The organism is Burkholderia sp. AW49-1 (assembly GCF_053427845.1).
The window spans coordinates 96,866-122,647 of the sequence record NZ_JBSAXF010000004.1 but is presented as its reverse complement, the minus strand read 5'-3'; the positions used below and the strand labels follow the sequence as shown (position 1 = coordinate 122,647).

The 25,782-nt window shown below is 65.9% G+C and carries 23 protein-coding genes and 1 pseudogene; 9 read left to right on the top strand and 15 right to left on the bottom strand.

Features of this window, described 5'->3' with window-relative positions; translation table 11 throughout:
* Positions 1 to 155: 155 nt before the first annotated feature.
* Entirely contained in the window at positions 156 to 1,073 is a 918-nt protein-coding gene (locus tag ACV22W_RS08890) for a LysR family transcriptional regulator (protein ID WP_448018825.1), read from the bottom strand.
* A gap of 142 nt (positions 1,074 to 1,215) precedes the next feature.
* Between ACV22W_RS08890 and ACV22W_RS08885 the strand changes: the two genes are divergently transcribed.
* Positions 1,216 to 1,980, top strand: coding sequence for an SDR family NAD(P)-dependent oxidoreductase (locus tag ACV22W_RS08885; protein WP_059702324.1), 765 nt, complete (start codon positions 1,216 to 1,218; stop codon positions 1,978 to 1,980).
* Positions 1,981 to 2,034: 54 nt separating this feature from the next.
* A pseudogene (locus ACV22W_RS08880) lies at positions 2,035 to 2,301 on the top strand (pirin family protein); the annotation flags it as partial.
* Positions 2,302 to 2,344: 43 nt separating this feature from the next.
* Here ACV22W_RS08880 and ACV22W_RS08875 read toward each other — a convergent pair.
* The 6 genes from ACV22W_RS08875 to ACV22W_RS08850 all read right to left on the bottom strand — a co-directional run bounded on the left by ACV22W_RS08875 (position 2,345) and on the right by ACV22W_RS08850 (position 6,299).
* Positions 2,345 to 2,803: a c-type cytochrome gene (locus ACV22W_RS08875; protein ID WP_448018824.1), complete on the bottom strand. Its 459-nt coding sequence runs from the start codon at positions 2,801 to 2,803 to the stop codon at positions 2,345 to 2,347.
* Positions 2,804 to 2,865: 62 nt separating this feature from the next.
* Positions 2,866 to 3,366: a c-type cytochrome gene (locus ACV22W_RS08870; protein ID WP_448018823.1), complete on the bottom strand. Its 501-nt coding sequence runs from the start codon at positions 3,364 to 3,366 to the stop codon at positions 2,866 to 2,868.
* Complete coding sequence (locus ACV22W_RS08865; RefSeq protein WP_059534225.1) at positions 3,363 to 3,908, bottom strand: methylamine dehydrogenase light chain; 546 nt, start codon at positions 3,906 to 3,908, stop codon at positions 3,363 to 3,365. The genes ACV22W_RS08870 and ACV22W_RS08865 overlap by 4 nt, the downstream gene beginning before the upstream one ends.
* 39 nt (positions 3,909 to 3,947) lie before the next feature.
* Complete coding sequence (mauD, locus tag ACV22W_RS08860; RefSeq protein WP_448018822.1) at positions 3,948 to 4,583, bottom strand: methylamine dehydrogenase accessory protein MauD; 636 nt, start codon at positions 4,581 to 4,583, stop codon at positions 3,948 to 3,950.
* The gene (locus ACV22W_RS08855; RefSeq protein ID WP_448018821.1) at positions 4,580 to 5,134 is read right to left on the bottom strand and encodes a MauE/DoxX family redox-associated membrane protein; all 555 of its coding nucleotides are present in this window, start codon (positions 5,132 to 5,134) and stop codon (positions 4,580 to 4,582) included. Before ACV22W_RS08855 ends, mauD begins: the two co-directional genes overlap by 4 nt.
* Positions 5,135 to 5,141: 7 nt before the next feature.
* Positions 5,142 to 6,299, bottom strand: coding sequence for an amine dehydrogenase large subunit (locus tag ACV22W_RS08850; RefSeq protein WP_448018820.1), 1,158 nt, complete (start codon positions 6,297 to 6,299; stop codon positions 5,142 to 5,144).
* 240 nt (positions 6,300 to 6,539) lie between these two features.
* On the opposite strand from ACV22W_RS08850, the gene ACV22W_RS08845 reads away from it, so the two are divergent.
* The 5 genes from ACV22W_RS08845 to ACV22W_RS08825 all read left to right on the top strand — a co-directional run bounded on the left by ACV22W_RS08845 (position 6,540) and on the right by ACV22W_RS08825 (position 12,596).
* The gene (locus ACV22W_RS08845) at positions 6,540 to 7,502 is read left to right on the top strand and encodes a helix-turn-helix domain-containing protein (protein WP_448018819.1); all 963 of its coding nucleotides are present in this window, start codon (positions 6,540 to 6,542) and stop codon (positions 7,500 to 7,502) included.
* Positions 7,503 to 7,643: 141 nt separating this feature from the next.
* Complete coding sequence (locus ACV22W_RS08840; RefSeq protein ID WP_059534215.1) at positions 7,644 to 8,588, top strand: GlxA family transcriptional regulator; 945 nt, start codon at positions 7,644 to 7,646, stop codon at positions 8,586 to 8,588.
* A gap of 478 nt (positions 8,589 to 9,066) precedes the next feature.
* Positions 9,067 to 10,779 (top strand): M36 family metallopeptidase, encoded by a 1,713-nt coding sequence (locus ACV22W_RS08835; protein ID WP_448018818.1) that lies wholly within the window; start codon positions 9,067 to 9,069, stop codon positions 10,777 to 10,779.
* A gap of 79 nt (positions 10,780 to 10,858) precedes the next feature.
* A complete protein-coding gene (locus ACV22W_RS08830) occupies positions 10,859 to 12,112 on the top strand; it encodes a M20/M25/M40 family metallo-hydrolase (protein ID WP_448018817.1) in 1,254 nt (417 codons plus the stop codon).
* Between the two features lie 121 nt (positions 12,113 to 12,233).
* Complete coding sequence (locus ACV22W_RS08825; protein ID WP_059692038.1) at positions 12,234 to 12,596, top strand: YbjQ family protein; 363 nt, start codon at positions 12,234 to 12,236, stop codon at positions 12,594 to 12,596.
* 6 nt (positions 12,597 to 12,602) lie between these two features.
* Here ACV22W_RS08825 and ACV22W_RS08820 read toward each other — a convergent pair whose 3' ends face one another.
* From ACV22W_RS08820 to betC, 4 genes are all read right to left on the bottom strand, one after another.
* A complete protein-coding gene (locus ACV22W_RS08820; RefSeq protein WP_448018816.1) occupies positions 12,603 to 13,853 on the bottom strand; it encodes an MFS transporter in 1,251 nt (416 codons plus the stop codon).
* Positions 13,854 to 14,049: 196 nt separating this feature from the next.
* A complete protein-coding gene (locus tag ACV22W_RS08815; RefSeq protein WP_448018815.1) occupies positions 14,050 to 15,189 on the bottom strand; it encodes a porin in 1,140 nt (379 codons plus the stop codon).
* Positions 15,190 to 15,445: 256 nt separating this feature from the next.
* Entirely contained in the window at positions 15,446 to 16,414 is a 969-nt protein-coding gene (choX, locus tag ACV22W_RS08810; protein ID WP_175908785.1) for a choline ABC transporter substrate-binding protein, read from the bottom strand.
* Positions 16,415 to 16,459: 45 nt separating this feature from the next.
* Positions 16,460 to 17,995 carry a choline-sulfatase gene (gene betC / locus ACV22W_RS08805; protein ID WP_448018814.1) on the bottom strand — a complete coding sequence of 512 codons (1,536 nt, stop codon included), beginning with the start codon at positions 17,993 to 17,995 and terminating at the stop codon, positions 16,460 to 16,462.
* Positions 17,996 to 18,197: 202 nt separating this feature from the next.
* Between betC and ACV22W_RS08800 the strand changes: the two genes are divergently transcribed.
* Together ACV22W_RS08800 and purU are read left to right on the top strand one after the other, a co-directional pair.
* On the top strand, positions 18,198 to 19,124 hold the full coding sequence (locus ACV22W_RS08800) for a choline sulfate utilization transcriptional regulator (protein WP_448018813.1): 927 nt from the start codon (positions 18,198 to 18,200) through the stop codon (positions 19,122 to 19,124).
* A gap of 260 nt (positions 19,125 to 19,384) precedes the next feature.
* On the top strand, positions 19,385 to 20,272 hold the full coding sequence (gene purU, locus ACV22W_RS08795; protein ID WP_448018812.1) for a formyltetrahydrofolate deformylase: 888 nt from the start codon (positions 19,385 to 19,387) through the stop codon (positions 20,270 to 20,272).
* Between the two features lie 147 nt (positions 20,273 to 20,419).
* Here the strand turns inward: purU and ACV22W_RS08790 are convergent, their stop codons facing one another.
* The 4 genes from ACV22W_RS08790 to ACV22W_RS08775 form a co-directional block, all read right to left on the bottom strand.
* Complete coding sequence (locus ACV22W_RS08790) at positions 20,420 to 22,075, bottom strand: APC family permease (protein WP_448018811.1); 1,656 nt, start codon at positions 22,073 to 22,075, stop codon at positions 20,420 to 20,422.
* A 226-nt stretch (positions 22,076 to 22,301) separates the two neighbouring features.
* A complete protein-coding gene (locus ACV22W_RS08785) occupies positions 22,302 to 23,165 on the bottom strand; it encodes a glycine betaine ABC transporter substrate-binding protein (RefSeq protein WP_059692033.1) in 864 nt (287 codons plus the stop codon).
* Between the two features lie 139 nt (positions 23,166 to 23,304).
* Positions 23,305 to 24,462, bottom strand: a complete 1,158-nt coding sequence (locus tag ACV22W_RS08780) for an FAD-binding oxidoreductase (protein WP_448018810.1) — start codon at positions 24,460 to 24,462, stop codon at positions 23,305 to 23,307.
* 30 nt (positions 24,463 to 24,492) lie between these two features.
* Complete coding sequence (locus tag ACV22W_RS08775) at positions 24,493 to 25,734, bottom strand: aromatic ring-hydroxylating oxygenase subunit alpha (protein ID WP_448018809.1); 1,242 nt, start codon at positions 25,732 to 25,734, stop codon at positions 24,493 to 24,495.
* Between the last annotated feature and the right edge of the window lie 48 nt (positions 25,735 to 25,782).

Below are 25,782 nucleotides of genomic sequence, written 5' to 3'. Positions count from 1 at the left end.
GATGAACCATGGGATGAGCGCGAGCGGCATTCGCGTAGCGGATACCGCCGCACCGATGCATTTCTGCGCTTGTACCTGAACGATGATCGATTCTAGCGAAAGCCGTCGGACATCAGGGGATTTTGGTGTGTCGTATGGCGCACTGCGGCAATCGATCACTTCGGCCATCGCCAGGACGGATCCGACAGATGTTCGGCGAAGTAGTCGGACAGTGCGGCAACCTTCGCGGGCCGTGCGCGCGCGGACGGCGTGACGAAGTAGAGGCCGCCCCTCGTCAACGACCAGTCGGTCAGGATCGCTTCGAGGCGGCCATCGGCCAGATATTCGCCGGCGATGAATTCGGGCAGCTCCGCAATCGCTAGACCGGCGAGCAGCGTCGGCAACAGCGCATCGGCATTCGTCACGCGCAGCGGACCGTTCGGCATGACCGCCTCCTCGTCACCCGCTTCGTTCGTGAAACGCCACACATCGCTATGCGCCCGATACGCGTACGAGAGACATGGCCGCCCCGCCAGTTCGCGCGGATGCGCGGGCCGTCCTTCGCGCTTCAGGTATGCAGGCGACGCCACCACGTATTGCGTCACCGCACACAACCGCCGGGCCACCAGCGACGAATCCGGCAGCGCGGCGATGCGCAATGCGGCATCGAAACCGTCTGCGATCAGGTCGACCGACGCATCCGACAGATGCAGGTCGATCGACACGTCCGGATATGCACGAAAGAAACCGGGCAGCAGCGGCGCGACCCAGCGCAACCCGAACGACATCGGCACCGCGAGGCGCACCAGCCCGCGCGGCTGCACGGCCATCTCGCGCGCGGCACTTTCCGCTTCTTCGGCATGGCGATACACCTCGCCGGCCTTTTCGCAGATTGTCCGGCCGAACTCGGTGAGCGCCAGTTGACGGGACGTCCGGTTGAAAAGTCGGCCGCCCAAACGGTCTTCCAGACGGGCGACGCCGCGCGAAACGGTCGCCACGGATACGCCCATCGCGCGCGCCGCCGCCGCGAACGATCCTTCCTCGGCGACCTTGGCGAACATCGCGAGCCCTTCGAAGTCAGGCAGCCTGGCCATTTTCCCTCATCTTTTCATTTATGCAACGTTGACTTGCGATCAATTCTATTTCGAAAAGAAGGGCACGTCGATATTCTCCTTACATCGCAGCACGCAACACCGAAACGCAGTCACCCACTCACTGAACGAAAGGAGAATCACCATGGCACGCAAGCTCGACAACAAGATCGCACTCGTCACCGGCGGCACCAGCGGCATCGGCCTCGCCACCGCGCAGCGCTTCGCGGCGGAAGGCGCGCACGTCTACCTGACCGGCCGCCGTCAGGCCGAACTCGATGCCGCGGTCAATGCGATCCGCGAAGGCGGCGGCAACGCGACGGGCGTACGCGTCGACTCCACGAAGCTCGACGAACTCGACGCGCTGTATGCGCAAATCAACGAAGAACACGGACGTCTCGACGTGCTGTTCGCGAACGCCGGCGGCGGTTCGATGCTGCCGTTCGGCAGCATCACGGAAGAACACTTCGACGACACCTTCAATCGCAACGTGAAGGGCGTGCTGTTCACGGTGCAAAAGGCGTTGCCGCTGCTCGCCGACGGCGCATCGGTGATCCTCACCGGCTCGACGGCCGGCAGCGCGGGCACCGCTGCATTCAGCGTGTATTCGGCTTCGAAGGCGGCGGTGCGCGCGTTTGCTCGCAGCTGGATTCTCGACCTCAAGGAGCGCCGCATTCGCGTGAACACGATCAGCCCGGGCGCAACCCGCACGCCGGGCCTGCTCGACCTCGCCGGTCAGGACGCCGCGCAACGGCAAGGTCTCGCCGATTACCTGGCCGCGCAGATTCCGATGGGGCGCCTGGGCGAGCCGGAAGAGATCGCGGGCGCCGCGCTGTTCCTCGCGTCGGACGACGCGAGCTTCGTGAACGGCATCGAATTGTTCGTCGATGGCGGCCAGCAGCAGATCTGAGCGTGGCGCAGGCGCACCGGGCGCGGAGCGATCGTCTACGATCGCTCCGCACCGATGTGCCAGCGCGTCCGCCCGACGCAGATCATGATCGAACATCGTGTCTTTTCGTCGCTTGGCGCAATCAGACGCGCGTGGCGCGACACACGGCTGCATTTCCGTTTCGGGGAGTTCGGATGCGCCGACCATGCACCACTCGGCGCGCTTTATCAGTGGAACGACGATGCGCTCGCGCCGCATTCCGGCTTCTGCCCGCATGCTCACTGGGACGTCGAGATCGTGACATGGGTGCGCTCAGGTGCCATCACCTGCGAAGACGATGCGGGCAACCGCGACACCGGCGCCCAAGCGCCATCGGCAAAGCCGATCAGTACCGCTCGGACACACCCTCGATTCCGCGCTCATGCAGTGCGCGGACCAGCCCGGCGCGTACCGTCGCGACGTCCGAAAACGCCGGACGCCGATGCGCGGCGACTTCGGCGGCGGTATAAGGCTTGAAGTCGTGCGGCAGCGCATCGCGGTTCATCGTCGTGAGCACCCAATTCAGCACGTCGGCGAGATCCTCGTCCGACAGCGCCGAATTCGACGCGCCGGGCACGCGCATCACGTACTCGCGCCCCGCCGGCAGATGTGTGAAATAACCGAGCGAGTTCGCGAGCGGCGGCACCTTGCCCGGAATGCCGCCGCCCGTCGCCGTGTGGCAGCCCATGCAGTTGAGCACCCAGTGCTGTCGCGCGAGCGTCGCGTCGATCACGCCGTCGGCATGCGCGGGTACGGCAATCGCGAACGCGGCAGCGACCAGCATCGAAGACAGGCAACCTGCCATGAACGAAACGTTCGGGCACGCCGCCGCGCGCCGGCCGCCACGCAAGCCCATGCGCGCGGCATTCAAAGCCCCAGCCCCTTCGTCACGACCGCACGCTGCGCATGAACGGCCGTGCCGTCCATCTCGTTCACGCGCGCCGCGCGAATGTCGGCCGCCGTGAACGGCCTCGCGTCGCCGTGCTTGTCGTTGAGATCGAACACGACATAGTTCAGCACGTTCGCGATATCGTCATCGCTCGCACTCGCGAACGACGGCATCTTGAAGTTGTAGCGCTTGTCGTGCACCGTGATCTCGCCGAACATCCCGTGCAGCAACGTCGCGACGAGCTGCACGCGGCCCGCGTCGGCCGTTGCATACCTGCCCGGATACTCGGTCAGCGGCGGCGCGAGGCCGTCCTGCCCCTTGCCGCCCGCCTGGTGACACACCGCGCACTGCGCATCGAACAGGCTCTTGCCCGCCGGGTAGTGGACGGCCTGCTGCGCATCGACGAAACCCGGCAACGCAAACCCCGCGACAGCCGCCACACACGCGACAACGAACTTTCCACCATGATTCATTTTCATTGCTTCGCCGCTCCTAGCAGGACCGAAACCGAACAGTGGTAGTTCGAATTTCCGTTCGCCATGCACCAGTTGATGTCGTTGTTCAGCGACAGCTTGTACAGCGGCTTCTCGCGCTCGTTGCGGTTGCAGAAGCACTTTCCGCACGATGTCTTGCCGCAGCAATCGTTGTACGACACGATGTAGTCCGACCCGTCGTGCGGGTTGCGGCACGTGCCGATCCACGTGATCGGCGATGGCGTCGTGCCCGGCGGGCAACTGCTCGACGTACCGCCGCAGCAGCTGCACAGCCAGCCGTCGATCGCGCAGTATTTCCAGTAATCGCAGCTCATCGGGTCGTCGCTCGCACCCGGCGCGGCAGCACCCGAAGCCGCCGATGCGCCCGACGCCGCATCCGCTGCATACGCGGTGCGATCGACGGGCAAGAGCGGCAGCATCGCCGATCCGACCAGCACCTTGCCGAGCTTCGCCATCGCGCTACGCCGCGAACTATGCTGCGCGACGCCGCGCGCCGACCGCTCGAACCATGAATCAAACAGCCCCATGTGGTTGTTCTCCGTTGACGTTGAAAGAGGGTCGGCCGGTCACGCGTGCTGCGCGTGCCCTTCGTGACCGCCATGGTCGTGATCGCCGTGCACGAACTCCTGCAGCGATGCAACGCCACGCTCCTTCGCTTCGAACAGGCTCTCGAGATGCTCGCGGGTGTTGACGAGCCCCTTTGCGCGCACGGCACCGGTGTCGTCGAGCAGCACCGCGTACGGCAGCTTGCCGATCTGATACGCGAGGCCCAGCTCCTGCGACAGCACGTACGGGAAACGTGCAAGGTCGTGCTTCTGTGCGAAGCGCGTGTGTTCGTCGAGATCGCCGTCGCTCGCGAGCACGATGTTCACCGGCGTCGATTCACTCGCCTGCAGCGACGGCAACAGCGGCAGCAGCTTCTTGCAGACCGGGCACGTCGGCGACAGGAAGAACAGCAGCGTCGCCTTGCCCGATGCATCGATACCGCCGACCTTCACCTGCGAGCCGCGAATGTCGGTCAGTTCGAACGTCGGCGCGATCGCGCCGACCGCCGGCCCCTTGTCGATCATCAATGCGCCGGCCGGCATGATGCGTTCGTACAGGATGCCGATCTGGCGCACGAGCGCGAGGCAGATTGCGCCGAGCGCGAAAACGGCAACCCACAGCAAGGCCGTGGAAACGGTGAGAGCGGTTTGCATCATGAATTCCTCAGGTGGGAAAGGCGTGGTACGTTGGCGAGCAGCACGTCGACGGTGAGCAGCGCGCAGACGATCAGCAGCACGGAAGAGGACAGCGTCACGTAGTCGAACCACACGACCGGGCGGCTGCCCGGTTCGACGAACGCGGTCGCAGTCAGCACGATGAGCAGCAGCACGCGCGCGACATGCAGCCAGCCGATACCGCGCGGCGCGTCCGCGCGCGCGGCGGCGAAACCGGAGCAGCCGCAGTCGATGTCGGTCTGGCCGCGCAAGATGTTGATCGTGATGCCGGCCGCGAATACGAGCAGCAATGCGATCAAGCCGAGCGCGCCGGTCGTGCGCGTATCGGGAAACAGCAGCGCCGCGGCGCAGACGGCTTCCGCAAGCGGAATCGCGCATGCGACGGGCGCGGTGAGCGCGTCGGGCAGCAGGCGATAGCCGGCGAGCGCCCGCCGGAACGTCGCAGGCCGGCGCATCTTGGCGAAGGCGCCGAGCAGCACGACGACGGCCGCGCCTGCCTGTGCGCTGATGGCGAGTACGGGATCGAGCGTCATTGCGGCCTCACGGGTTCACGAGCAGCGTCGACGTGCTGCCGATCTGCTTCTCGACGTGCCGCAGCTTGCCCGTTTGCGCGTCCATCACGACGAGATCGGACGTGCCCGTCAGTCCGTAGAACAGCGGCTTCTCGTCCTCGCTGACCTGGATCGACACGAGCGGATCGACATTCAGCTGTGCGAGGTCCCAGCGCGCGACACGCTGTTTCGACTTCAGGTCGTACACCCAGACCTGCGTGCCGGGATCCTTGTGCGTGCCGTCGCCGCCCTTGTGCATCAGCACGTAGTAGCGGTTCTGCCCGACCTGCACGGCCGTCTGCTGCATGCCGCCCGGACGCCAGCCTTCGGCGCGCTCGGCGTCGCTCAGCAACGACCACGACTTGCCGAACGTCGGCTTGTCGCCGCTGAAGTCGGCGCTGCGCACGTTGCCGTGGTACGTCGTGAATAGATAACCGCCGTGGTAGCGCGAAGCGTTGATGAAGGCCGGATCATTTTCGACGTCGATGAATGCGTCGGACATCGTGCGCTTCACCTCCTTGCCGTTGGTGTCGAGTGTGACGGTGATCGCCTTGCCGCTCTCGCACAGCGCGGTGAAGCGATCGTTCCCCGACGGATAGGCGAGCACGCATGCCGCGGTGTCGATCTCCGACAGCACCTTCCTCGATACCGCATCGATCACCGTCACCGACGCGGCCGGCGTGATGTTCGCGACGTACAGCAGCTTGCCGTCCGCGCTGAACGCCGTGTTGTACGGTGACGGCACGTGCTGCCCGTGCTTCGCCGGAATCACGATCTCGCCCGTGTGGTCGAGCGTCGTGTTGTCGGTTATCTCGACGACGTCGGTGCGCGTGCCGTGCGAGCCGCGCGAGAAATAGGTCGTCGCAACGAAGCTCGTCTTGCGGTCGGGCGAGATCGCGAAGCCGGGCGCGAAACCACCGTCAATCTGGCCGAGCAGCTTCTTCGCATCGGCGTCGTACACGAAGATGCGTCCGTCGGTCATCGTCGGCATTGCGATATCGACGACGTACACCTCGTGCGGATGCCACGGCGGCATCTTCTGCACGACCAGTTCCTCGGGCTTTTCCGTCGCGTATGCGCTGCCGGCCCACGCCGCCGCGAACGCCAGCGTCGCCGCGAAAGCCGCGGTGCGTCGCCTTGTTCTCATGTCGCCTCCAGTTGGGATTCACGTTATGTGGGGCAACTGTAGTTCGACAATAAATCCGCTCGGCACCCGTACCGGCAACGCGTGCGTGCCGATTCGGGATATTGGAAAACCGCCTGAAAGGCACCCGAGGTCGACATCTTCCGCCCCCTCCAAAACCCCACGGAAATAGCGCTCATCCGTATTGCACCGACCATGCGGTCGGTTTAATCTTGCGCGGTCCGAACGACCGCCGGAGGCGCCATGCTCGTGTTTCATCAGATGTTCGACGACGCGGACCGGCATGCCGAGGCGCTGCGTGGTTGGGACCAACGCTACGACCAGATCGGCTCCGGCTCGTATCGCAGCGCGGTCAAGCAAGTGGAGTTCGACGGCGTGCAACTGTTCCAGGAAGCGGCGAACGTGCGGGTCATCCAGCGCGGGCGCCTGCCGCACGGCCATACGGTGTTCGGCATGCCGCTCACCGGCTCGGGCACCTTCGCATTCGGCGATGCGCGCATCGAGGGTGGCACGATCGTATTGGCGCGCGGGGGCTCGCCGTTCGAACTCCATTCGCCCGACGACATGTCGCTGATCGGCGTGGTCGTCGATTCCGAGCTAATGCAGCAAATCGAGGATGCTGCCGATCTCCGGCTCGACGAGCGCGCGCTGCGGCGCGGCGTCGCCGACGTGCCGGTCGCCGCGCGCGAACGCGCGAGCGTGCAGCTCGCGACGCTGCTCGAACGCGTGCTGTCGGCGCCCGATACGTTCGACACGACGCGTGCGCAGTCCGTGCTGCGCAGCGATGTCGCGAACGTACTCGTCGATCTGCTCACGTATCGAATGCCCGAGCCTTTGAATCGTCTGACGCATGCGTGCCATGCCGACATCGTGCGGCGCGTGCACGACTACGTGATCGAGCACCCGGAGGCGCCCGTCGACATCCTGAGCCTGTGCACGCAGCTGCGCGTGAGCCGGCGCACGATGCAGAACAGCTTCCAGTCGGTCGCGCAGACCGGTCCGCTGAACTACACGCGCTCGCTGCGGCTCGCGCAAGTGCGGCGCCTGCTGCTCGACACACGGCAATCCGACCTGCCGATCAGCGAAGCGGCCGCGCGCTGGGGGTTCATCCACCTCGGGCATTTCGCGAACGCGTACAAGGACCAGTTCGGCGAGCTGCCTTCGACGACGGCGCGCCGGACGGCGCGCGGCGCAAAAACGCGCTGAGCCCCCGCAAAACCGCGATAATCGGGCGTTGAACGTCCAGCTTGCGCGAGCCGGGCGCGGCGCGCGTATGTCCGATCGCACGCCGCGCCGCACCGCATCGCGCCCGTCCGTGACGACCACCCGATTCCACCCCACGCCCCGATGCCCGAGGATTTCCACTTCCTGTTGCTGCCCGGCTTCTCCGCGCTCGGCTTCATGTCGGCGGTCGAACCGCTGCGCGTCGCGAACCGTTTTCGCACCGAGCTGTACCGCTGGCACGTGATCAGCGCGGACGGCGCGCCCGTCGCCGCGAGCAACGGCATCCCGGTCGCCGCCGAAGCCGCGTACGCGGACGTCGCGCAGGTCGAGACGGTGTTCGTCGTCGCCGGCTTCGATCCGCTCGTGTGCTACGACCGCGCGCTCGGCGACTGGCTGCGCCGCCAGAACCGGCACGGCGCGACGCTCGGCGGCATCGACACCGGCAGCTTCGTGCTGGCGGAAGCCGGGCTGTTCGACGCATCGCAAACGCTCACGCTGCACTGGGAAGCGCTCGCCGCGTTCCGCGAACGCTACCCGGGCCTGAACGCGACGCAGGAACTGTTCGAGATCGACGACCGGCGCATCACTTGCGCGGGCGGCACCGCGTCGATCGACATGATGCTCGACCTGATCGGCAGGCGGCACGGCGCCGACCTCGCGGCGGCGATCTCCGAACAGTTCGTCGTCAGCCGCATCCGGCAACGCTCGGACAGCCAGCGGCTCGAGATCGCCGCGCGCTACGGCGTGCACAACCGCAAGCTGATCCAGGTGATCGACACGATGCAGCGGCACATGGAGAGCCCGCTCGGTTCCGACGCGCTCGCGCAGGACGTGTCGATCACGCGGCGCCAGCTCGAACGGCTGTTCAGCGCGACGCTGAACGACACGCCGACGCGCTTCTACCTGAACCTGCGACTCGATCGCGCCCGCGAACTGCTTCAGCAGACCGACATGAGCATCACGTCGGTGTGCGTCGCATGCGGCTTCGAATCGCCGTCTCACTTCTCGCGCACGTATCGCGCGCGTTTCGGCGTGAGCCCGCGCAGCGACCGCCGCGCGACGCGCTGAGCAGCGCCGCTTTTACGTACAATCCGGCGCGCCATTGCGCGCTTCGGTAGCGTTTCCCGTCATTCGACGAACAATGCCGCCAATTGATCGCCGGACCGAAGCGGCCTTCGAAAATAAATTGCAATGTCACCGAAAATATTCTGTAACATACCTCGAAATTAGATAGGCAGCCCTAAGGAGATGAGAGCCCGGGCCTGCGCACGTCGCGCCACGCGGGCTGCCAAACCGCCATCAATGCCGATCCGAGGGGTATGACATGACGATGCTCGCTTCGCCGTCGCCGCACCTGCCTGCCGTTCGCTTCCCCGCCGCCTTTCCGCTCCGATTCTTTTCGACCTGACGCTTAGTTCTCCTCAGTCAGTCGAATCTCCCTGCACCGCTTCGTCGCACCGGTTCCATCGAGCCGGTGCGCGGGCCGTGTCGTGCCTGCTCGCCACAAGCGCGCGGGCGTGTCCAACCGTTGAGATGAGGATCACGTATGCAGACATCACGCAAAGCATTGCCGCTCGCCCTGGGTCTCGCGCTCGGTTTCGGCATCGTCGGCGGCAGCGCGGCCGATACCAAGGTCGCGAATCCGCAGGCGTCGAGCCTGCGCGAAAGCCTGACGCGCGGCGTGGCACCGGCCGCGGCCAAGGCCGATACGGCCGCCGGCCAGTTCCGCGCCGACGGCGTCGCCGTCACGCTGTACAACCCCGCGTATCGCGCGAAGAAGGCGGCCGCCACGCCCGCCGCCACCGCGCGCGATTTCGTCGCATCGCAGGCGACGCAGCTCGGGCTCGATCCGGCCGCGCTCGCGAGCCTCGCGGTCACGTCGGAGCGCGACGACGCCGATTTCACCGTCGTGCGCTTCCAGCAGCAGGCGGCCGGGCTGCCCGTGTACGGCAGCGACATCGCGGTGACGGTCGCGAAGGACGGCCGCATCCTGTACGTCGCGAGCAATACGATCAACGGCGTAGTCGCCACCGCGCGCAAGGCGCAGGCCGTCGACCAGCAGCAGGCGCTCGACCGCGCGCGCGCGTATCTCGGCGTCGGCGGCTTCACGAACCTCGACGCGCAGCTCGTCGCGTTCGTCGACAAAGCCGGCACGCATACCGCATGGAAGGTGCGCGGCCGCCCGCAGGACGGCCCGAAAGGAGACTGGGAATTGCTGATCGACGCGGGCAGCGGCGAAGTGCTGCGCGCCGAGGACAAGGCGTTCTATGCGACCGACGGCACCGGTTTCGTGTTCCGGCCGGATCCGCTGTCGTCGACGAAGAGCAGCTACGGCAGCACGGGCTACAAGGACAACAACGACGTGGACTCCACGCAGCTCACGGCCTCGCGCGTGCGCGTGACGCTGAAGGATCTCGCGCAGTCGAATTCTCGCTACGTGCTGTCCGGCCCGTATGCGTCGTGCGTCGATTTCGATGCGCCGCGCGACAACGCGTGCCCGGCACAGGCGACGCCCGCGTTCGAGTTCACGCGCGGCAACCTGTACTTCGAGGCGGTGAACACGTACTACCACATCGACACGTTCCTTCGTTACGTGAACCAGACGCTCGGCATCAAGGCCATGCCATACCAGTACACGGGCGGCGTGCAGTACGACCCGCACGGCGAATCGGGCGACGACAACTCGTCGTACTCGTCGAGCAGCGGCCGGCTCACCTTCGGGCAAGGCGGCGTCGACGATGCGGAAGATGCGGACGTCGTGATCCACGAGCTCGGGCACGGCATCCACGACTGGGTGACCAATGGCGGCCTGTCGCAGCAGGAAGGCCTGTCGGAAGGCACGGGCGACTATCTCGCCGCCGCGTACAGCCGCGACTTCAACCAGTGGAGCCCGTCCGACGCGCAGTATCACTGGGTCTACAACTGGGATGGCCACAACGAATACTGGGGTGGCCGCGTGACGAACTGGAACGTCGGTCGCACCTACGCGCAGGCACGCGGCGCGGAGATCCACACGGCCGGCCAGTACTGGGCGTCGTGCAACCTCGTCGCGCGCAATGCGATCGGGGCGCAGGCGATGGACAAGGCGTTCCTGAAAGGGCTGTCGATGACCAACAGCTCGACGAACCAGAAGGCCGCCGCGCAAGCCGTGCTGACTGCCGCCGCCGCGCTCGGCTACAGCAGCGCGCAGCTCACGGCGATCGGCAACGCGTACAACCAGAGCTGCACGTACGGCGTGACCGTGCCGCAGAAGTCGTAATTCCGCAGCAGGCGGGGCGGCGTCGCACGACCTGCGGCGCGCCCTCTTCCTCGACATCGCCATCCTCACGAGATCGAACATGCCTACTCTGACATTGACCCGCCTGAGCGCCGCGCTGGGCGGCATGCTGCTGACCGCCGCCGCGCACGCGACGCCGGTGTGGATCACGCTCGGCGACACCGCTTTCCGCCAGCTTCAACGCATCGACGCGAGCGCGACCGCGCAGTACAGCACGACGGTCGACGCCGGCAAGACGGCCGACGGCGCCGCGCACCGCGAAACCGTGCACGTCGTCGAGATCGACGATGCGCGGCTCGGCGAACTCTCTCACGCGGTACACCATGCGCGCGGCCACGGGCCCGGCTACATCGTGCACGAGTCGTTCGACGACGCGCGCCAGGCGTTGCAGCCGATACCCGCGGCGCTCGCGAAACAGGCGGCCGCGACCGCTTACACCGTGTCGAACGCACCGCAGATCAAGACCTGGATCCAGCAACTTCAAGCCAGTAACATCGTCGGCACGATCACGTCGATGTCCGGCTTCACGAACCGCTACTACACGACGTCACATGGCGTCGCCGCATCGGACTGGCTCGCGCTGCAGTGGAAGCAACTGGCCGGCTCGCGGACCGACATCGCCGTCGAGCAGTTCGCGCATACGAGCTTTCCGCAAAAATCCGTGATCCTGACGATTCGCGGCAGCGATCCCGCCGCGGGCACGGTCGTGCTGGGCGGCCACCTCGATTCGACGGTCGGCCGCACGACGGAAAACACGCGCTCGCCCGGCGCCGACGACGATGCATCAGGCATTGCGAGCCTGACCGAAGCGCTGCGCGTGCTGCTCGCGAACGGCTACCGGCCGAAGCGGACGATCAAGTTCGTCGGCTACGCGGCCGAGGAAGCCGGTCTGCTCGGATCGAAGGCGATCGCCAAGCAGTTCCGCACGCAGAATGCGAACGTGGTCGGCGTGCTGCAGCTCGACATGACGAACTACAAGGGCGATCCGAAAGACATCTACCTGATCACCGACTACACGAACGCCGCGCAGAACACCTATCTGACCAACCTGGCGAAGACCTACCTGCCGGAACTGGCGATCGGCACGTCGCAGTGCGGGTATGCCTGTTCGGATCACGCGTCGTGGAATGCGCAGGGCTATCCGGCGTCGTTCCCGTTCGAGGCCGACCAGAACGACAGCCCGTATATCCATACCGTGAACGATACGCTGGAGAATTCGGACCGGCAGGCGAACCACGCGCTGAAGTTCGGCAAGCTGGCGCTCGCGTATGCCGTCGATCTCGGCGGTGACGGCAGCGCAACCGTCAAGCACTGACGGCGCCTCGGTCGCTTAACACCTCGCCGAACGGGCGCGCGCCATGCGCGCCCGTTCGAGTCCGATTTCCCGTTCCGGATAGAATCGTCGTCCGATCACTTCCGCGACACGGTGCACCTCCATGACCGACTTCTCCCGCTCCGCCGACGATCTCTCGCCCGAGCGCGTCACGACCGCGTTCGACCTGCCCGGCCACACGACCGTCCGTTCGCTCGGCGTCGCGCAGGGCATCATCGTGCGTTCGCGCTCGATCGTCGGCTCGTTCGGTGCCTCGCTGCAAACCATTTTCGGCGGCAACATCACGCTCTATACGTCGCTGTGCGAGAAGGCGCGGCAGCAAGCGTTCGACAAGATGCTCGCCGACGCGCGCAAGCTCGGTGCGAACGCGATCGTCGCGATGCGCTACGACTCGACCGATATCGGGTCGGGCATCACGGAAGTCATCTGCTACGGCACGGCCGTGCGCGTGACGCAGGACGCCTGACGCGCATCAAGCGTCGCGTTCGAGCGACTTCATGTTGGTCAGCTGAGGGAACAACTTCATCCACGTCAGCGCGACGGCAATGGTCGCCGCGCCGCCGACGACGATCGCGGCCGGCGCGCCCCACCACGCCGCTGTCACGCCCGATTCGAATTCGCCGAGCTGGTTCGACGTACCGATGAACAACGAGTTGACCGCGCTTACGCGGCCGAGCATGTCGTCGGGCGTACGCAGCTGCACGAGCGACAGGCGCACGACGACGCTCACCACGTCCGACGCCCCCAATGCCGCCAGCGCGACGAGCGACACCGCGAAATGCCTCGACAGCCCGAACACGATCGTTGCGATGCCGAACGCGATCACGCCGCCGAACATCGCGCGGCCCGGCCGCCCCTTCAACGGAAAGCGCGTGAGCCACAGCGTGCCCGCGAGTGCACCGACCGCGGGCGCCGCGCGCAACGCGCCGAGCCCCCACGGCCCGACCTGCAGGATGTCGCGTGCATAGATCGGCAGCAGCGCGGTCGCGCCGCCGAACAGCACCGCGAACAGGTCGAGCGACAGCGCGCCGAGGATCGCCGGTTCGCGCCGGATGAACGCGATACCGGAAAACACCGAACGCAGTGTGACCGGTTCGCGCGCGGGGGGCGCGCTGCGCAGCGGAATCGTGCCGCTCAGCACCGCCGCGATCGCGAACGCGACGACGCTCGTGCCGAACGCGGCGGGCGCGCCGATGCCGTACAGCAGCCCGCCGAACGCCGGCCCGAGAATCTGCGCGGCCTGGTTCGCGGACGTCGACAGCGCGGTCGCACGCGGCAGGTCGCCGCGCGGCACGACGGCGGGCAGCAGCGACGATACCGACGGCGATTCGAACGCGCGCGCGGTGCCGACGATCGCCGCGAGCGCATACACGCCCGGCGCGGTGAGCCCCCCTGTCGCGGCGCCGAGCAGGAACACGCCGGCGGCCAGCGCCTCGACGCTCTGGCAGATCGTCGCGACGCGCCGGCGATCGTAACGGTCGGCCACCTGCCCGACGACCAGCGTCAGCGCGAACATCGGCACGAACTGCGCGAGCCCGACGAGCCCGAGCGCGAACGCGCTGTGCGTGAGCGCATAGACGTACCAGCCGATCGCGACCGACAGGATCTGGAACGCGAGCGACGACATCACGCGCGTGCCCCAGAAGCGCTGGAACGGTGCGTGACGGAACAGGTTGGCGGGTAACGGCGACGGCGAACGGGATTCGGGTAACGGGGCGGTCATCGGAGGGATGTGCGGGAACGGGCGATCGGCTAGACACGGGGCGTGTCAAACCGCGATGATATCGCCAACCGCCGAATCCCCGTCTCGCGCGCATCCGTCTCGCGCGGCACTCTGCCTTACAAAAAAAAGCGCGAACCGCGGTTCGCGCCAAAGAGAGACCTCGCTGAAGACGTCGAATGAACTACCCTACCCCCGCTCAGAACGAATGCCGCATCCCGATCCGCACGTCGGCCTGCGTCTGCGTCGTCGACGGCGTGAAGCTGTAGCCGATCACCGCATCGACACCCTGCGAGGCACGCAGGTAGTCGCCGGAGATGTACACGTCGGTGCGCTTCGACAGCAGGTAGTGCAGGCCGGCCGTGCCCTGGTTCCAGTGGTGACCTTCGAAGCGCGTGTGCTGGTAGCCCGCGATGAAGCTCAGCGCCGGCGTGAACTGGTACAGGCCGCCGCCTTCGTACACCTGCATGTGCGACGACTGGCCGAAGCCCTTGATCGTCGTGTACGAGAAGTTCGCGTCGAGCGACAGCTTGCCGATCGTGTAGCTCGTGCCGATGCCGAACGTGCCCTGGCTGTCGACGTCCATCGCGGTGTTCGCGAACAGGTCGGTGCGCGCGCCGGTCGCCGGATCGACGGTCACGGTCTGCTGGCCGAGGAACGTATGCGTGCCGATCATCGCGTACGGGTCGAACGCATAGATGCCGTTCGGGTTGTTCAGGCGCGTGTAAGCGGCGCCGATCGAGAAGTCGCCTTTCGTGTAGCTTGCGCCCGCGCTCCATGCGCTGTTGCGATGGAAGTTGCCGGCGACGTTGCCGAATGAGTACATCGCGCCGAACTTGAAGCCGCTCAGGTCGTTCGACAGGAACTTGACCGAGTTCGGCAGACGGTCGCCGTTGAAGCGGTCGAAGTCGCCCTGGTGGATCGCGTAGCCGCTGCCCCATGCCGAGATGTTGTAGATCGACACGAGCTCGTTGGTGATGTCCAGCTGGTTGCCGAACGACAGCGTGCCCCAGTCGTTCTGGAGACCGACATAAGCCTGCCGCCCGAACTCCGACCCGCCGAAGCCGAGCTGCCCGTTGCCGAGGTGGAAGCCGCTCTCGAGCGCGAACACGGCCTTCAGGCCACCGCCGAGATCTTCCGTGCCTTTCAGGCCGAAGCGGTTCCCGTAGGAGACGCCGTCATCGAACTTGACCACGTGCGAACCGCCCGTGTTGTTCACGTATGTAATGCCCGCATCGAGAATCCCGTACAGCGTCACGCTGCTCTGCGCGTGGCCGATGGCGGGAATACAGGCCGCGCATGCCAGTGCAGCGGCTACGGCAACTTTCTTTTGCTTCATTGTCGACCACCCTCCCTGAACCCTTCGATGGAAAGAACCGTGGCCTGGCGCGCGCAGCAATACGCCGGCTGATTCGAATTCGGTACGTCCGCTGGCTTCGGCATTTCGTTTTCCGCAATAACGGAGCCATTGGCGAAAAATACAAACCCATATTTCCGGTCACCCGTCTGAAGGCGACACTAAATGGTCTTGATGCGACGGGTCGGGAAAACACGTAGACGGGCGGCACGGCAAAAACCGGCCGCCCGGAGGCAGGTCAACGGGCGTCGAGCGCCGCGCGCACGGCCGGCAGGGCCGGCGTGCCGGATGCGGTCGTGACGCCGTCCAGCCAGCCCTCGACGAGCGCCGGGTCGGCCTTCAGCACGTGTTGCGCCGCGAGCGCGGGCGACGTCTTGTTGTCGAGCATGTCGGCGATCATCCGGTTCTCGACGTCCACGGAGAACGTCATCTGCCGGAACAGCCGCGCCAGGTTCGCGCACTGTCCGGCAAAGCCCGGGCGCGTCACCGTGTTGACGGTCGCGCCGCCGTAGTTCGGGCCGAAATATGCGTCGCCACCGGACAGGTAGGTCAGGTGGAACTTCGTGTTCATCAGGTGCGGCTCCCACGCGAGAAAGACGATCCAGCGCTTGTCCCGCACCGCGCGCTCGACCTGCGTGAGCATCCCCGTCTCGCTCGATTCGACGAGCGACCAGTTCGCGGACCCGAGCGCGTGGTCGGACAGCATCCGCTTGATGTTCTGGTTCGCGGGCGCACCGGGCTCGATCCCGTAGATCTTGCCGCCGAAGCGGTCCGCATAGCGCGCGAGATCGGCGAACGTGTGCACGCCCGCGGCCGCGACGTAGTCGGGCACGGCCAGCGTGAACTTCGCGCCGCTGAGGTTCGCGTGCAGCACGTCGATCGACTTTTCGTCGACGAACGGCTTCACGAGCGGCGCCTGCGCGGGCATCCAGTTGCCGAGGAACACGTCGACCTGCCCTTTCTTCAAGCCCTGGTACGTGATCGGCACCGACAGGTTCGCGACGTCCTGCCGGTAGCCCAGCGCCTTCAGCACGACGCCGGCCATCGCATTCGTCGCGTCGATGTCGGTCCAGCCGGGCGCCGCCATCTTCACGTCGCGACACGTCTGCGGATCGGCGGCGTGTGCGGACTGCATCGCCACCACGCACGCGGCCGCGGCGAGCGCCGTGCCGAGCCTCCGGATTGCTGCATTGCATTGCCGTTTCATGATTCGCTTCCTCCGTCGTTCGTCAATGACCGCGATGCGGTACGTTCAGCGCCCGACGCGCGGAAAGCGCGCCATCGCTTCGAGCGTGTCGAGTTCGATGTGATTGCGCATGTAGCGCTGGCTCGCATCGGTGAACGGCTGCCAGTCCCATGCCTGGATGCGGCCCTGCGTCGTCGCCGCGTAATGAAACCGGCGCCGCCGCTGGCTCGCGCGCACCTGCGCATCGAGTTCCGGCAGGTTCCAGCGCCGCGCGGCCTCCGTACGGAATGCGGCGAGCACGTCGGCGGCTTCGGGCAGGCCGGCCAGGTTCGTGCGCTCGCGCGGATCGTCGGCGAGGTTGTAGAGCTGGTCGGGGTCGGCCGGGCAATGCACGTACTTCCAGTCGCCGCGGCGGATCATCACGACCGGCGCGACCGCCCCTTCCGCGAGGTATTCGCCCAGCGCGACGTCGTGCGCGGGCGCGCCCCGCAGATGCGGCACGAGGCTCGCGCCGTCGACCGCGTCGGGCCAGCCGCCGGCCGGCGCCGCGCCGGCCAGGTCGACCAGCGTCGGCAGCAGGTCGACGTGCGACACGGGCCCGCGCACGCGCGCGGCGTCGAAGCGGCCCGGCGCGTGGACGATCAGCGGCACGCGGCAGCCACCCTCGAAGAACGTCATCTTGTACCAGAGTCCGCGCTCGCCGAGCATGTCGCCGTGGTCGGAAGTGACGATCACGATCGTGTCGTCGGCGAACCCGCATTGCTCGAGCGCGGCCAGCACGCTGCCGAATTGCGCGTCGACGTAGGACGTCGCGCCATAGTAGGCGCGGCGCGCGGCGCGGGTCTGCGCGTCGGTCGGCGGCGTGCGGTCGTTTTCGCAGACGAAGCGCAGCCGCTGCGAATGCGGATCGCTTTCGGCCGCATCGAGCCGCACGGCCGGCATGTCGATCTCGTCGTCGCTGTACAGATCCCAGTATTCGCGCGTGATCGCGTACGGATCGTGCGGATGCGTCAGCGACACGACCATGCAGAACGGCCGCTCGTCATGTCCGGCCGCACGCTCGCGCGCGACGTCGTACAGCTTCTGCTTCGCCGCGAACGTGACCTCGTCGTCGAAGTCGAGCTGGTTCGTGCGCACGCACGGGCCGGCCTCGAGCACCGAGCTCATGTTGTGATACCAGCTCGGTCGCTCGGTCGGGTGGTCCCAGTCGGGCACCCAGCCGAAGTCGGCGGGATAGATGTCGGTCGTCAGCCGCTCCTCGAAACCGTGCAGCTGGTCGGGGCCGCAGAAATGCATCTTGCCGGACAGCATCGTGCGATAGCCGCCCGCGCGCAGGTAGTGCGCGAAGGTCAGCGTTTGCGCCGGCAGTTCGGCGGCGTTATCGTAGGCGCCAATACCCGACGGCAGCTTGCCGGTCAGCAGAGAGAAACGCGACGGCGCGCACAGCGGGCTCGCGCAATACGCGGCATCGAACACCACGCCTTGCGAGGCGAGCCGGTCGAGCGTCGGCGTGCGTGCGACGCGATTGCCGTAGGCCGGCAACGCAAACGGCGTCAACTGGTCGGCCATCAGGATCAGAATGTTGGGAGTCGGGTTCGTCATCGGCAGTCGTGGGGAAATCGGTGTTCGAACGGAACGTTGCGACGCTTGTGCAGCGGCGCAGCCAGCATGACGGACGCAGTCTGAAGAAAGTGCCGCGCGCACCGGCCGCGACTGGCTAGAATCGCGGAAGGACCGGCTCGGTGCCGTGCCGTCCGAAGCACTATCCCCCGCCCGAATTCGCGCGGGAAGGCGTCCGGCCCTTATGAGGCCATTAGAGAGACTTATGTCGAAATCCGAACCGTTACCGTCGATGCAGGCGCTGCGCGCGTTCGAATCGGCCGCCCGTCTCCAGAGCTTCACGGCCGCCGCGCGCGAGCTCGGCTCGACGCAGCCGGCCGTGAGCCAGCAGGTGTTCCAGCTCGAGGCGGAACTCGGCGTGCCGCTGTTCGAGCGCAGCCCGCGCGGCGTCACGCTGACGAGCGACGGCCAGTGCCTGTACGAAGCCGTGCGGGTGAGCCTCGACACGCTGCGCGGCGCCACCGCGACGCTGCGCGCGCGCCGCGAACACGGCGCGCTCACGATCGTCACGGATTTCGGCTTCGCGACCTACTGGCTGATGCCGCGCCTCGCGGGCCTGAAACGCGTGATGCCGGATGTCGACGTGCGGGTCGTCACGTCACAGGATTACGACGCGCAACGCGACCACGCCGACATCGCGATCCTGTTCGGCGACGGTCACTGGCCGTCGTGCACGGCCGCGCGGCTCTTTCCTGAATCCGTCACGCCGGTCTGCTCGCCCGCGTTCCGCGCCGCGCACCCGCACGTCGCACGGCCCGACCATCTGCATGCACTGCCGCTGCTGCACGTGCAGCCGACGCGCCCCGAACGCTGGTTGTCGTGGGCCGGCTGGTTCGACGCGCATGGCCTCGACGCACCGGCCGCAGCGCGCGGCGTGACCTTCAACAGCTACGCGCTCGTGATCCACGCTGCACTGCTCGGCGAAGGCGTCGCGCTCGGCTGGTCGCCGCTCGTCGACGAGCTCGTCACATCCGGGCAGCTCGTGAAGCTCGTCGACGCGCCCGTCGTCACGTCGCGCGGCTACTTCCTCGTGCGTCCGCCGCAGCGCCCCGAGCCGGATGCGACCCATGTGTTCCGGCGCTGGCTGCTGGACGCGTGCGCACCTGCGTGAACGGCCGTCCGGCTGTCCAGCGGATACTCGCCTGACGCCGGCTGGACTGCGGTGGACGCCCCGCGTGACGCCCACCGCCAGGCCCGCATGAAGCCCTGCCGCTGCCCGGCCGCGCTGGCGCGCCGATACCAGCCACACGGCGGGTTGGTTCTATCCGCGCCAGAAACGTCCTGATTTACTTGAGTCTCCCGCTACCCGCGTAGCCTGGCGCCCCGGTGCGCCGCCGCGCGGGTTCGCGCCCCATGACCCCGAGGAATCTCATGACCGCCGACTCACGCCCCGATCAATTCGTCCTGACGCTGTCGTGCCCGAGCGCGGCCGGCCAGGTCGCCGCCGTCGTCGGCTTTCTCGAGCGCCATCGCTGCTATGTCGATGCGCTGAACGTGTTCGACGACGATCTCAGCAACCGCTTCTTCGTGCGCTGCGTGTTTCATCCGACGGATGAGACGCTGCAGATCGACGCGTTGCGACAGGAGTTCGGGCCGATCGCGACCGAGCTCGGCGGCGGCGGTGAATGCGACACGCAATGGGCGATCCACGACGTGAACGCGCGCCCGAAAGTGCTGATCATGGTGTCGAAGCTCGAGCACTGCCTCGCCGACCTGCTGTTCCGCTGGCGGATGGGCGAGCTGAAGATGGACATCGTCGGCATCGTGTCGAACCATCCCGATTTCGAGCCGCTCGCCGTGCAGCACGGGCTGCCGTTCCGCCACTTCCCGATCACGGCCGACACCAAGGCGCAGCAGGAAGCGCAGTGGCTCGACTTCTTCGAATCGAGCGGCGCCGAACTCGTGATCCTCGCGCGCTACATGCAGGTGTTGTCGCAGGAAACCAGCGCGAAGCTCGCGAACCGCGCGATCAACATCCATCACTCGTTCCTGCCCGGCTTCAAGGGCGCGAAGCCGTATCACCAGGCGCACGCACGCGGCGTGAAGCTGATCGGCGCGACCGCGCACTTCGTGACCGACGATCTCGATGAAGGCCCGATCATCGAGCAGGTGGTCGAACGCGTCGATCACGCGCTGCGTCCCGAACAACTGCTCGCTGTGGGTCGCGACGTCGAATGCATCACGCTTGCACGCGCGGTGAAGGCGTTCATCGAACGCCGCGTGTTCCTGAACGGCGACCGGACGGTAGTGTTTCCGTAAGCGCGTACGTTCGGCGAGCAGCCGACAAAAAACCCGACCGGCAGCAGCCGGTCGGGTTTTTTATCGCCTGGCGTTCGACGCTCCGCGCGACGGCCCCGGGTGCGGTGTCCGGGTTCGTCGCGCGAAGTGCGTGCCGCGGTCAGGTACTTACTTCACCCACGCGAAGTAGTACGACAGCCAGATCGTGAGCGCCGCGCCGATCAGCGCCGCATACGGCATCAGGTTCAGCCACGTCGCGCGCTTCGGCACCTCGAGCTCCATGTCGCGCTGCATCTGCGCGGGGAAACGGCCGCGATCCTGCCAGTAGTGGCGATAGAGAAACACCGGCACGATCAGCAGCATTGCGATCAGCCCGTTGCGCAGCGTGCCTTCGCCCTGCAGGTTCGCACCCGCGCCGACATAGACGAGGTTCGCGTAGCCGCAGATCGACCCGGCGACGAGCAGCCAGGTCGGGCAGCGGAACGGCCGATCCCAGTTGCCGCGATCCATCCGGTGGATCCAGCCCGACTGAAGGTTCAGGAATACGAACAGCATGTAACAGACGTTCGAGATCGACAGCACCGTCATGTAGTCCGACATCATCAGCAACACGAGGTTGAAGCCGAGATCGGTCCACATCGCGCGCGTGGGCGAGCCGTGCTCGTTCACGTGCGACAGGTACTTCGGCAGCCAGCCATCGACCGATGCCTGATACAGCGTGCGCGACGAGCCCATCATCGACGTCATCACGATCAGCAGGATCGACAGCATTAGCATCACGATGACCGCATTCGCGACCCATGCGCCGCCGCCGACGATCTTCGCCATCGCGGCCGCGACGCCGGTGCCGTCGCCGATCGACGGATCGAGCATCGCCTGCGTGCCGAGCGCACCCTGGAACGCCATCGGCACGAGCGTCATCACGACGAGACACAGCGCGCCCGACCAGAAGATCGCCTTCGCGGTGTCGCGACGCGGATCGCGGAATTCACGCGTATAGCAGACCGCCGTCTCGAAGCCGTACGACGCCCAGCCGGCCATGAACATCGCGCCGAGCGCCATCGTGACGCCCTGCCCGTTCCACGAGCCGAAGGTCGCGGTCGTGAGGTTGCCTTGAGCATCATGACCGAGCGGCAGCAGCGGGAGCAGGTTAGACATCGGCACGTCGCCGGTGACGAACGGCACGATGCCGACGATCAGGAGCGGCGTGAGCGACGCGATGCCGAGAATGCGCTGCGTGCGTGCCGCCTTCGACGCGCCGCTGTGCTGCAGTTTGAACGTGATGAGAAGCAGAATCGTCGCGATGATGAATGTCGCGTTGATTCGCAGCGAAAGACCTGGCTTGATGAAGCCGAGATCCGCAACCTTGAGCTGCCAGTGCAGCACCGCCGCATCGGCGGGAAAGAGACTCGTGAGCGCATAGCTCGCCGCGAGGCCGCAACCGAGGGCGAGCATCGGCGACCACGCGAGCCAGTTGCACCACACGGAAACCGGGGCAATCAGCTTGCTGTATCGGACCCAGCCGATCGCGCCGTACACCGACGCGCCGCCCGATTTATGAGGAAATAGCCCCGATATTTCCGCATAAGTCGCGCTTTGAATCAGCCCCATCGTGATCGCGGCGATCCAGATCGCCCACGCGGGCTGGCCGATCGTCGCGCATACGCCGCCGATCGTGAACAGCACGCCTGCCGGCACGCCGCTCGTTACCCAGAATGCGTCTTTCCAAGTCAGGCCACGGTGCAGCGTGTGGCCCGTCGAATCATGTGAGATGTTTGCCTCAACATCACTGGTGCGATTAGCACGCAGTCCTGCCTGACTCATCCAATTCCTCCTCTCGATCAGAGTGAGCGCTTCAGCGCTTACTCTGGTCCGATGCAAAAGCAGATGACTCCGCACAAGGGCGCTAGTGTAACAACTTACGCGCTTCTTTGCAGAATCAGAAAAAGAAAACCGGGATATGGCCGCATGAATTCCCGATTATTTCGGATTCCTGCGGGCTATTCCCGGCGTGATGTTTTATGATTTCGCGCGACGAATCGCCGCAGTCTTACTGTGCGCCTTCAGTCCACGAATTCACGCGGTCTGCATGCGCCGCAATCCATGCATCGGCGGCCGCTTCCGGCTTCGAGCCATTCTGGATCGCGAGCATCACGCTGTCGATCTCGCCCGGTTTCCACTGGAACTTCTTCAGGAATGCGACGACCGGCTTGGCCTTCGTTTCGAGCTGCGGATTCACGACGCTGTCGACGTGCTCCGCGCCACCGAACACCTTCTTCGGATCCTCGAGGAAGCGCAGTTTCCATTTTGCGAACATCCAGTGCGGCGCCCAGCCGGTCACGATCACCGGCTTGTTCGCACCGACGGAGCGCGACAGCTCGGCCGTCATCGCACTGCCCGAACTCGGCATCAGCGTGTAGTTCAGGCCGTAGCTCTTGATCGCTTCGTCGGTCTTGCGCATCACGCCTGCGCCCGCGTCGATGCCGACGATCCGGCCGCCGAAGCTGCTCTTCTCGGCATTCAGGTCGTCAATGCTCTTCGCCTTCACGTAGTCCGGGACGATCAGGCCGATCTTCGCGTCGGGGAAGTTCGCGCCGAGATCGACGACCTTGGCCTTGTATTCACCCCAGTAGGAACCGTGCGTGACGGGCAGCCACGCGGACAGCGTCGCATCGAGGTCGCCACGCGCCACGCCCTGCCACATGATCCCGGCAGCGACCGGTACGAGCTGGACCTGGTAGCCAAGCTTCTTCTCGATCACGCGGGCCGCGACGTTCGACGTCGCGACGCTGTCGTCCCAGCCTTCGACGTAGCCGATCTTCAACGTGGGCTTCGTATCGGCGAGCGCCGACGCGCTCAGTGCCACCATCGCCGACAGTGCGCCGGTCCACAACAGCTTTCCGAACAACTTCATGGTCGATCTCCTTGAAATGCGCACCGTGCGCGTTGTCTCTCTAGGTTCTTCAACCACAATTCCGCGGTATCGTTGTTTTCCGACGGATGCTTGTCCGGGCGCGACGCGACGCGCCAGGACAAGCGATGGCTTGTTTTGACTACTTGTCGATCACCAGATCCGACAGCGGCTTGCTGCAGCACAGCAGCACCATCCCCTGATCGATCTCGCGCTGGCGAATGCCGCCGTTGTGCTTCATCTCGACCTGCCCCGACACGAGCTTCACCTTGCAGGTGCCGCACATGCCCTGCGTGCACGACGCCGGCAGCCGCACACCCGACTGACGCGCCGCGTCGAGCACGTGCTGCTCCGAGCCGCACGAAATCTCGCGGTTGCTCTTCGCGAAGCTGACGGTGTACTGCTTCGTCGCGACGTCCGCGACGTCCGCGACGTCGGCCGCCGGCACGAGTTCGGCGAGCACGTCGTCGCTCGCGGTCTGCGCGAGCGTTTCGAACGAGAAGCTTTCCTCGTGATACTGCTTGCGATCGAAGCCGGCTTCGTCGAGCAGGTCGCGCACGGCCTTCATGTACGGCGCGGGGCCGCACGTGAAGATCTCGCGCTCCATGAAGTCCGGTGCGATCAGCTTCAGCAGCGGCAGCGTGAGGAAGCCCGTGACGCCCGGCCAATTGGTGCGCGCACCGACGCGCTCGACGACGAACGACGTGCGGAAGTTCGTATGGTTCGATGCGATCAGATCGAGTTCGCGCGCGAAGATGATGTCGTCCGGCGTGCGTGCGCTGTGCACGAACAGGATGTCGCGATCCTCTGCAAGATCATGGTGCGCGCGGCTCATCGACATCAGCGGCGTGACGCCCGAGCCGGCCGACAGGAACAGATACTTGCGCGCCGGATGCCGTGCGCACGTGAATTCGCCGGCCGGGCCGAGCACGCGAACCGACGCGCCCGGCTGCAGGTTGTCGTGCAGCCAGTTCGACACCTTGCCGCCCGGCACGCGCTTGACCGTGATCGAGATCGTGTGCGGCCGCGCCGGCGACGACGAGATCGTGTAGCACCGGTTGATCGTCTCGCCTTCGATGTCGAGCTCGAGCGTGATGAACTGCCCGGGCTCGAACGAGAACGCACGGCCCTGCGGCGAACGGAAGAAGAAGCTCTTCACGTCGTGGGTTTCCTGCCGCACGTGGCAGCACACCAGCGTTTCCTCGACGTCGCTCGTCCAGCGCTCGGGGAGCGCGTTCCAGAAGGCCGGGTGCGTAACCCGGCTGTCCACCGGCTCGAAATTGGCCGCATCTCGCATCATGTGTGACTCCGCTTGCTGTTCCGCTGACTACTACGCGCCGGTTTTTTCGGCGAGCCGGCCGATGTACCAGGCCGAGAATTTTTCGACGAGACCTTCCGTGTACGGCGAATACGGGCCCGGCTCGTACGCGCTGCTGGTCGCGCCGCGCTGCGAGAACTCGACGAGCGCGCGATCCTGGTCGTTGGTCGCGTTCCACACGGCCGTCAGGTTCTTCACGTCGTAGTCGATGCCTTCCTTCGCATCCTTGTGCACGAGCCACTTGGTGCGCACGAGCGTCTTGCCGGCCGACAGCGGAATCACCGAGAACGTCACGATGTGATCGCTCATGAAGTGGTGCCACGAGTTCGGCTGCGTCCAGAACGACAGGCCGCCGAGATCGGCCTGATCGAACTTGCCGAGCAGCTTCTTCGATGCGACCTTCGCGTCGAGCGTCTGCGATTCGCCGTGGCGATCGAGCGGCAGGCGCTGGGTGCGGAAGCCCGTTACGTCGAGCAGCTTTTCGATTTCGGCGGACGGCAGGCCCATTTCGGCCCACTCCTTGCCACGGCGCACGCAGGTTTCCGCGAATGCGTCCATGCCTTCGGCGTTCGCGTCGGAACGCTGGTAGCCGAAGCCGTATTCGTACAGCGAGATCGTCAGCTCGGGATGGTTCGCGACGCAGTGATAGCACTCGCGGTTGTTCTCCATCGTGAGCTTCCAGTTGCCTTCCTCGATGATGTCAACCTGGGCGGCGATCTTCGTGCTCGGCAGATCGTGCGGCAGCAGATACGGCTCCATCTGGGCGCGCAGTTGCGCGAAATCGACCGGCGGCTCCTCGGCGAGGCAGATGAAGATCAGGCCCGCGAGGTTCTGCACGTGCACCGGCTTCAGGCTGTGCTTGCAGCGGTCGAATTTCTCGCCCATGTGCTCGGCGAACATCAGCTGGCCCGTCAGGTTGTAGGTCCAGCTGTGATACGGGCACACGATGTTGCCGACCGAGCCCTTGTCCTCGTTGCACAGACGCGCGCCGCGGTGACGGCACACGTTGTGGAACGCGCGGATTTCCATGTCATCGTCGCGCACGATCAGGATCGAGTCGCTGCCCAGTTCCACGGTCACGTAGTCGCCCGGCTCGGGAATGTCCGGTTCGACCGCGACCTGGATCCAGTGCTGGCGGAAAATCGCCTCCATGTCGAGGGCGAAGATTTCCTCGCTCGTATAGAACGGCGCCTCGAGGCTGTAACCTTCCTTGCGTCGCTCGATCAGTGCACGAATGTCTGCCGATACTTTCATCGTTTGCTCCGGATTCCTTGCGTTCCAGTGTGGTTGCCGACAGGCATC

Excerpts from the sequence above, each read along its gene's own strand:
- ACV22W_RS08870 (WP_448018823.1), bottom strand. The coding sequence starts at position 3,366 with ATGAAAATGAATCATGGTGGAAAGTTCGTTGTCGCGTGTGTGGCGGCT.
- ACV22W_RS08815 (WP_448018815.1), bottom strand. The coding sequence starts at position 15,189 with ATGAAGCAAAAGAAAGTTGCCGTAGCCGCTGCACTGGCATGCGCGGCC.
- ACV22W_RS08785 (WP_059692033.1), bottom strand. The coding sequence starts at position 23,165 with ATGAAGTTGTTCGGAAAGCTGTTGTGGACCGGCGCACTGTCGGCGATG.
- ACV22W_RS08850 (WP_448018820.1), bottom strand. The coding sequence starts at position 6,299 with ATGAGAACAAGGCGACGCACCGCGGCTTTCGCGGCGACGCTGGCGTTC.
- ACV22W_RS08875 (WP_448018824.1), bottom strand. The coding sequence starts at position 2,803 with ATGGCAGGTTGCCTGTCTTCGATGCTGGTCGCTGCCGCGTTCGCGATT.
- ACV22W_RS08800 (WP_448018813.1), top strand. The coding sequence starts at position 18,198 with ATGAGGCCATTAGAGAGACTTATGTCGAAATCCGAACCGTTACCGTCG.
- betC (WP_448018814.1), bottom strand. The coding sequence starts at position 17,995 with ATGACGAACCCGACTCCCAACATTCTGATCCTGATGGCCGACCAGTTG.
- ACV22W_RS08830 (WP_448018817.1), top strand. The coding sequence starts at position 10,859 with ATGCCTACTCTGACATTGACCCGCCTGAGCGCCGCGCTGGGCGGCATG.
- purU (WP_448018812.1), top strand. The coding sequence starts at position 19,385 with ATGACCGCCGACTCACGCCCCGATCAATTCGTCCTGACGCTGTCGTGC.
- ACV22W_RS08790 (WP_448018811.1), bottom strand. The coding sequence starts at position 22,075 with ATGAGTCAGGCAGGACTGCGTGCTAATCGCACCAGTGATGTTGAGGCA.
- ACV22W_RS08890 (WP_448018825.1), bottom strand. The coding sequence starts at position 1,073 with ATGGCCAGGCTGCCTGACTTCGAAGGGCTCGCGATGTTCGCCAAGGTC.
- ACV22W_RS08885 (WP_059702324.1), top strand. The coding sequence starts at position 1,216 with ATGGCACGCAAGCTCGACAACAAGATCGCACTCGTCACCGGCGGCACC.
- ACV22W_RS08825 (WP_059692038.1), top strand. The coding sequence starts at position 12,234 with ATGACCGACTTCTCCCGCTCCGCCGACGATCTCTCGCCCGAGCGCGTC.
- ACV22W_RS08820 (WP_448018816.1), bottom strand. The coding sequence starts at position 13,853 with ATGACCGCCCCGTTACCCGAATCCCGTTCGCCGTCGCCGTTACCCGCC.
- ACV22W_RS08840 (WP_059534215.1), top strand. The coding sequence starts at position 7,644 with ATGCCCGAGGATTTCCACTTCCTGTTGCTGCCCGGCTTCTCCGCGCTC.
- ACV22W_RS08845 (WP_448018819.1), top strand. The coding sequence starts at position 6,540 with ATGCTCGTGTTTCATCAGATGTTCGACGACGCGGACCGGCATGCCGAG.
- ACV22W_RS08835 (WP_448018818.1), top strand. The coding sequence starts at position 9,067 with ATGCAGACATCACGCAAAGCATTGCCGCTCGCCCTGGGTCTCGCGCTC.
- ACV22W_RS08775 (WP_448018809.1), bottom strand. The coding sequence starts at position 25,734 with ATGAAAGTATCGGCAGACATTCGTGCACTGATCGAGCGACGCAAGGAA.
- mauD (WP_448018822.1), bottom strand. The coding sequence starts at position 4,583 with ATGATGCAAACCGCTCTCACCGTTTCCACGGCCTTGCTGTGGGTTGCC.
- ACV22W_RS08855 (WP_448018821.1), bottom strand. The coding sequence starts at position 5,134 with ATGACGCTCGATCCCGTACTCGCCATCAGCGCACAGGCAGGCGCGGCC.
- ACV22W_RS08865 (WP_059534225.1), bottom strand. The coding sequence starts at position 3,908 with ATGGGGCTGTTTGATTCATGGTTCGAGCGGTCGGCGCGCGGCGTCGCG.
- ACV22W_RS08780 (WP_448018810.1), bottom strand. The coding sequence starts at position 24,462 with ATGATGCGAGATGCGGCCAATTTCGAGCCGGTGGACAGCCGGGTTACG.
- choX (WP_175908785.1), bottom strand. The coding sequence starts at position 16,414 with ATGAAACGGCAATGCAATGCAGCAATCCGGAGGCTCGGCACGGCGCTC.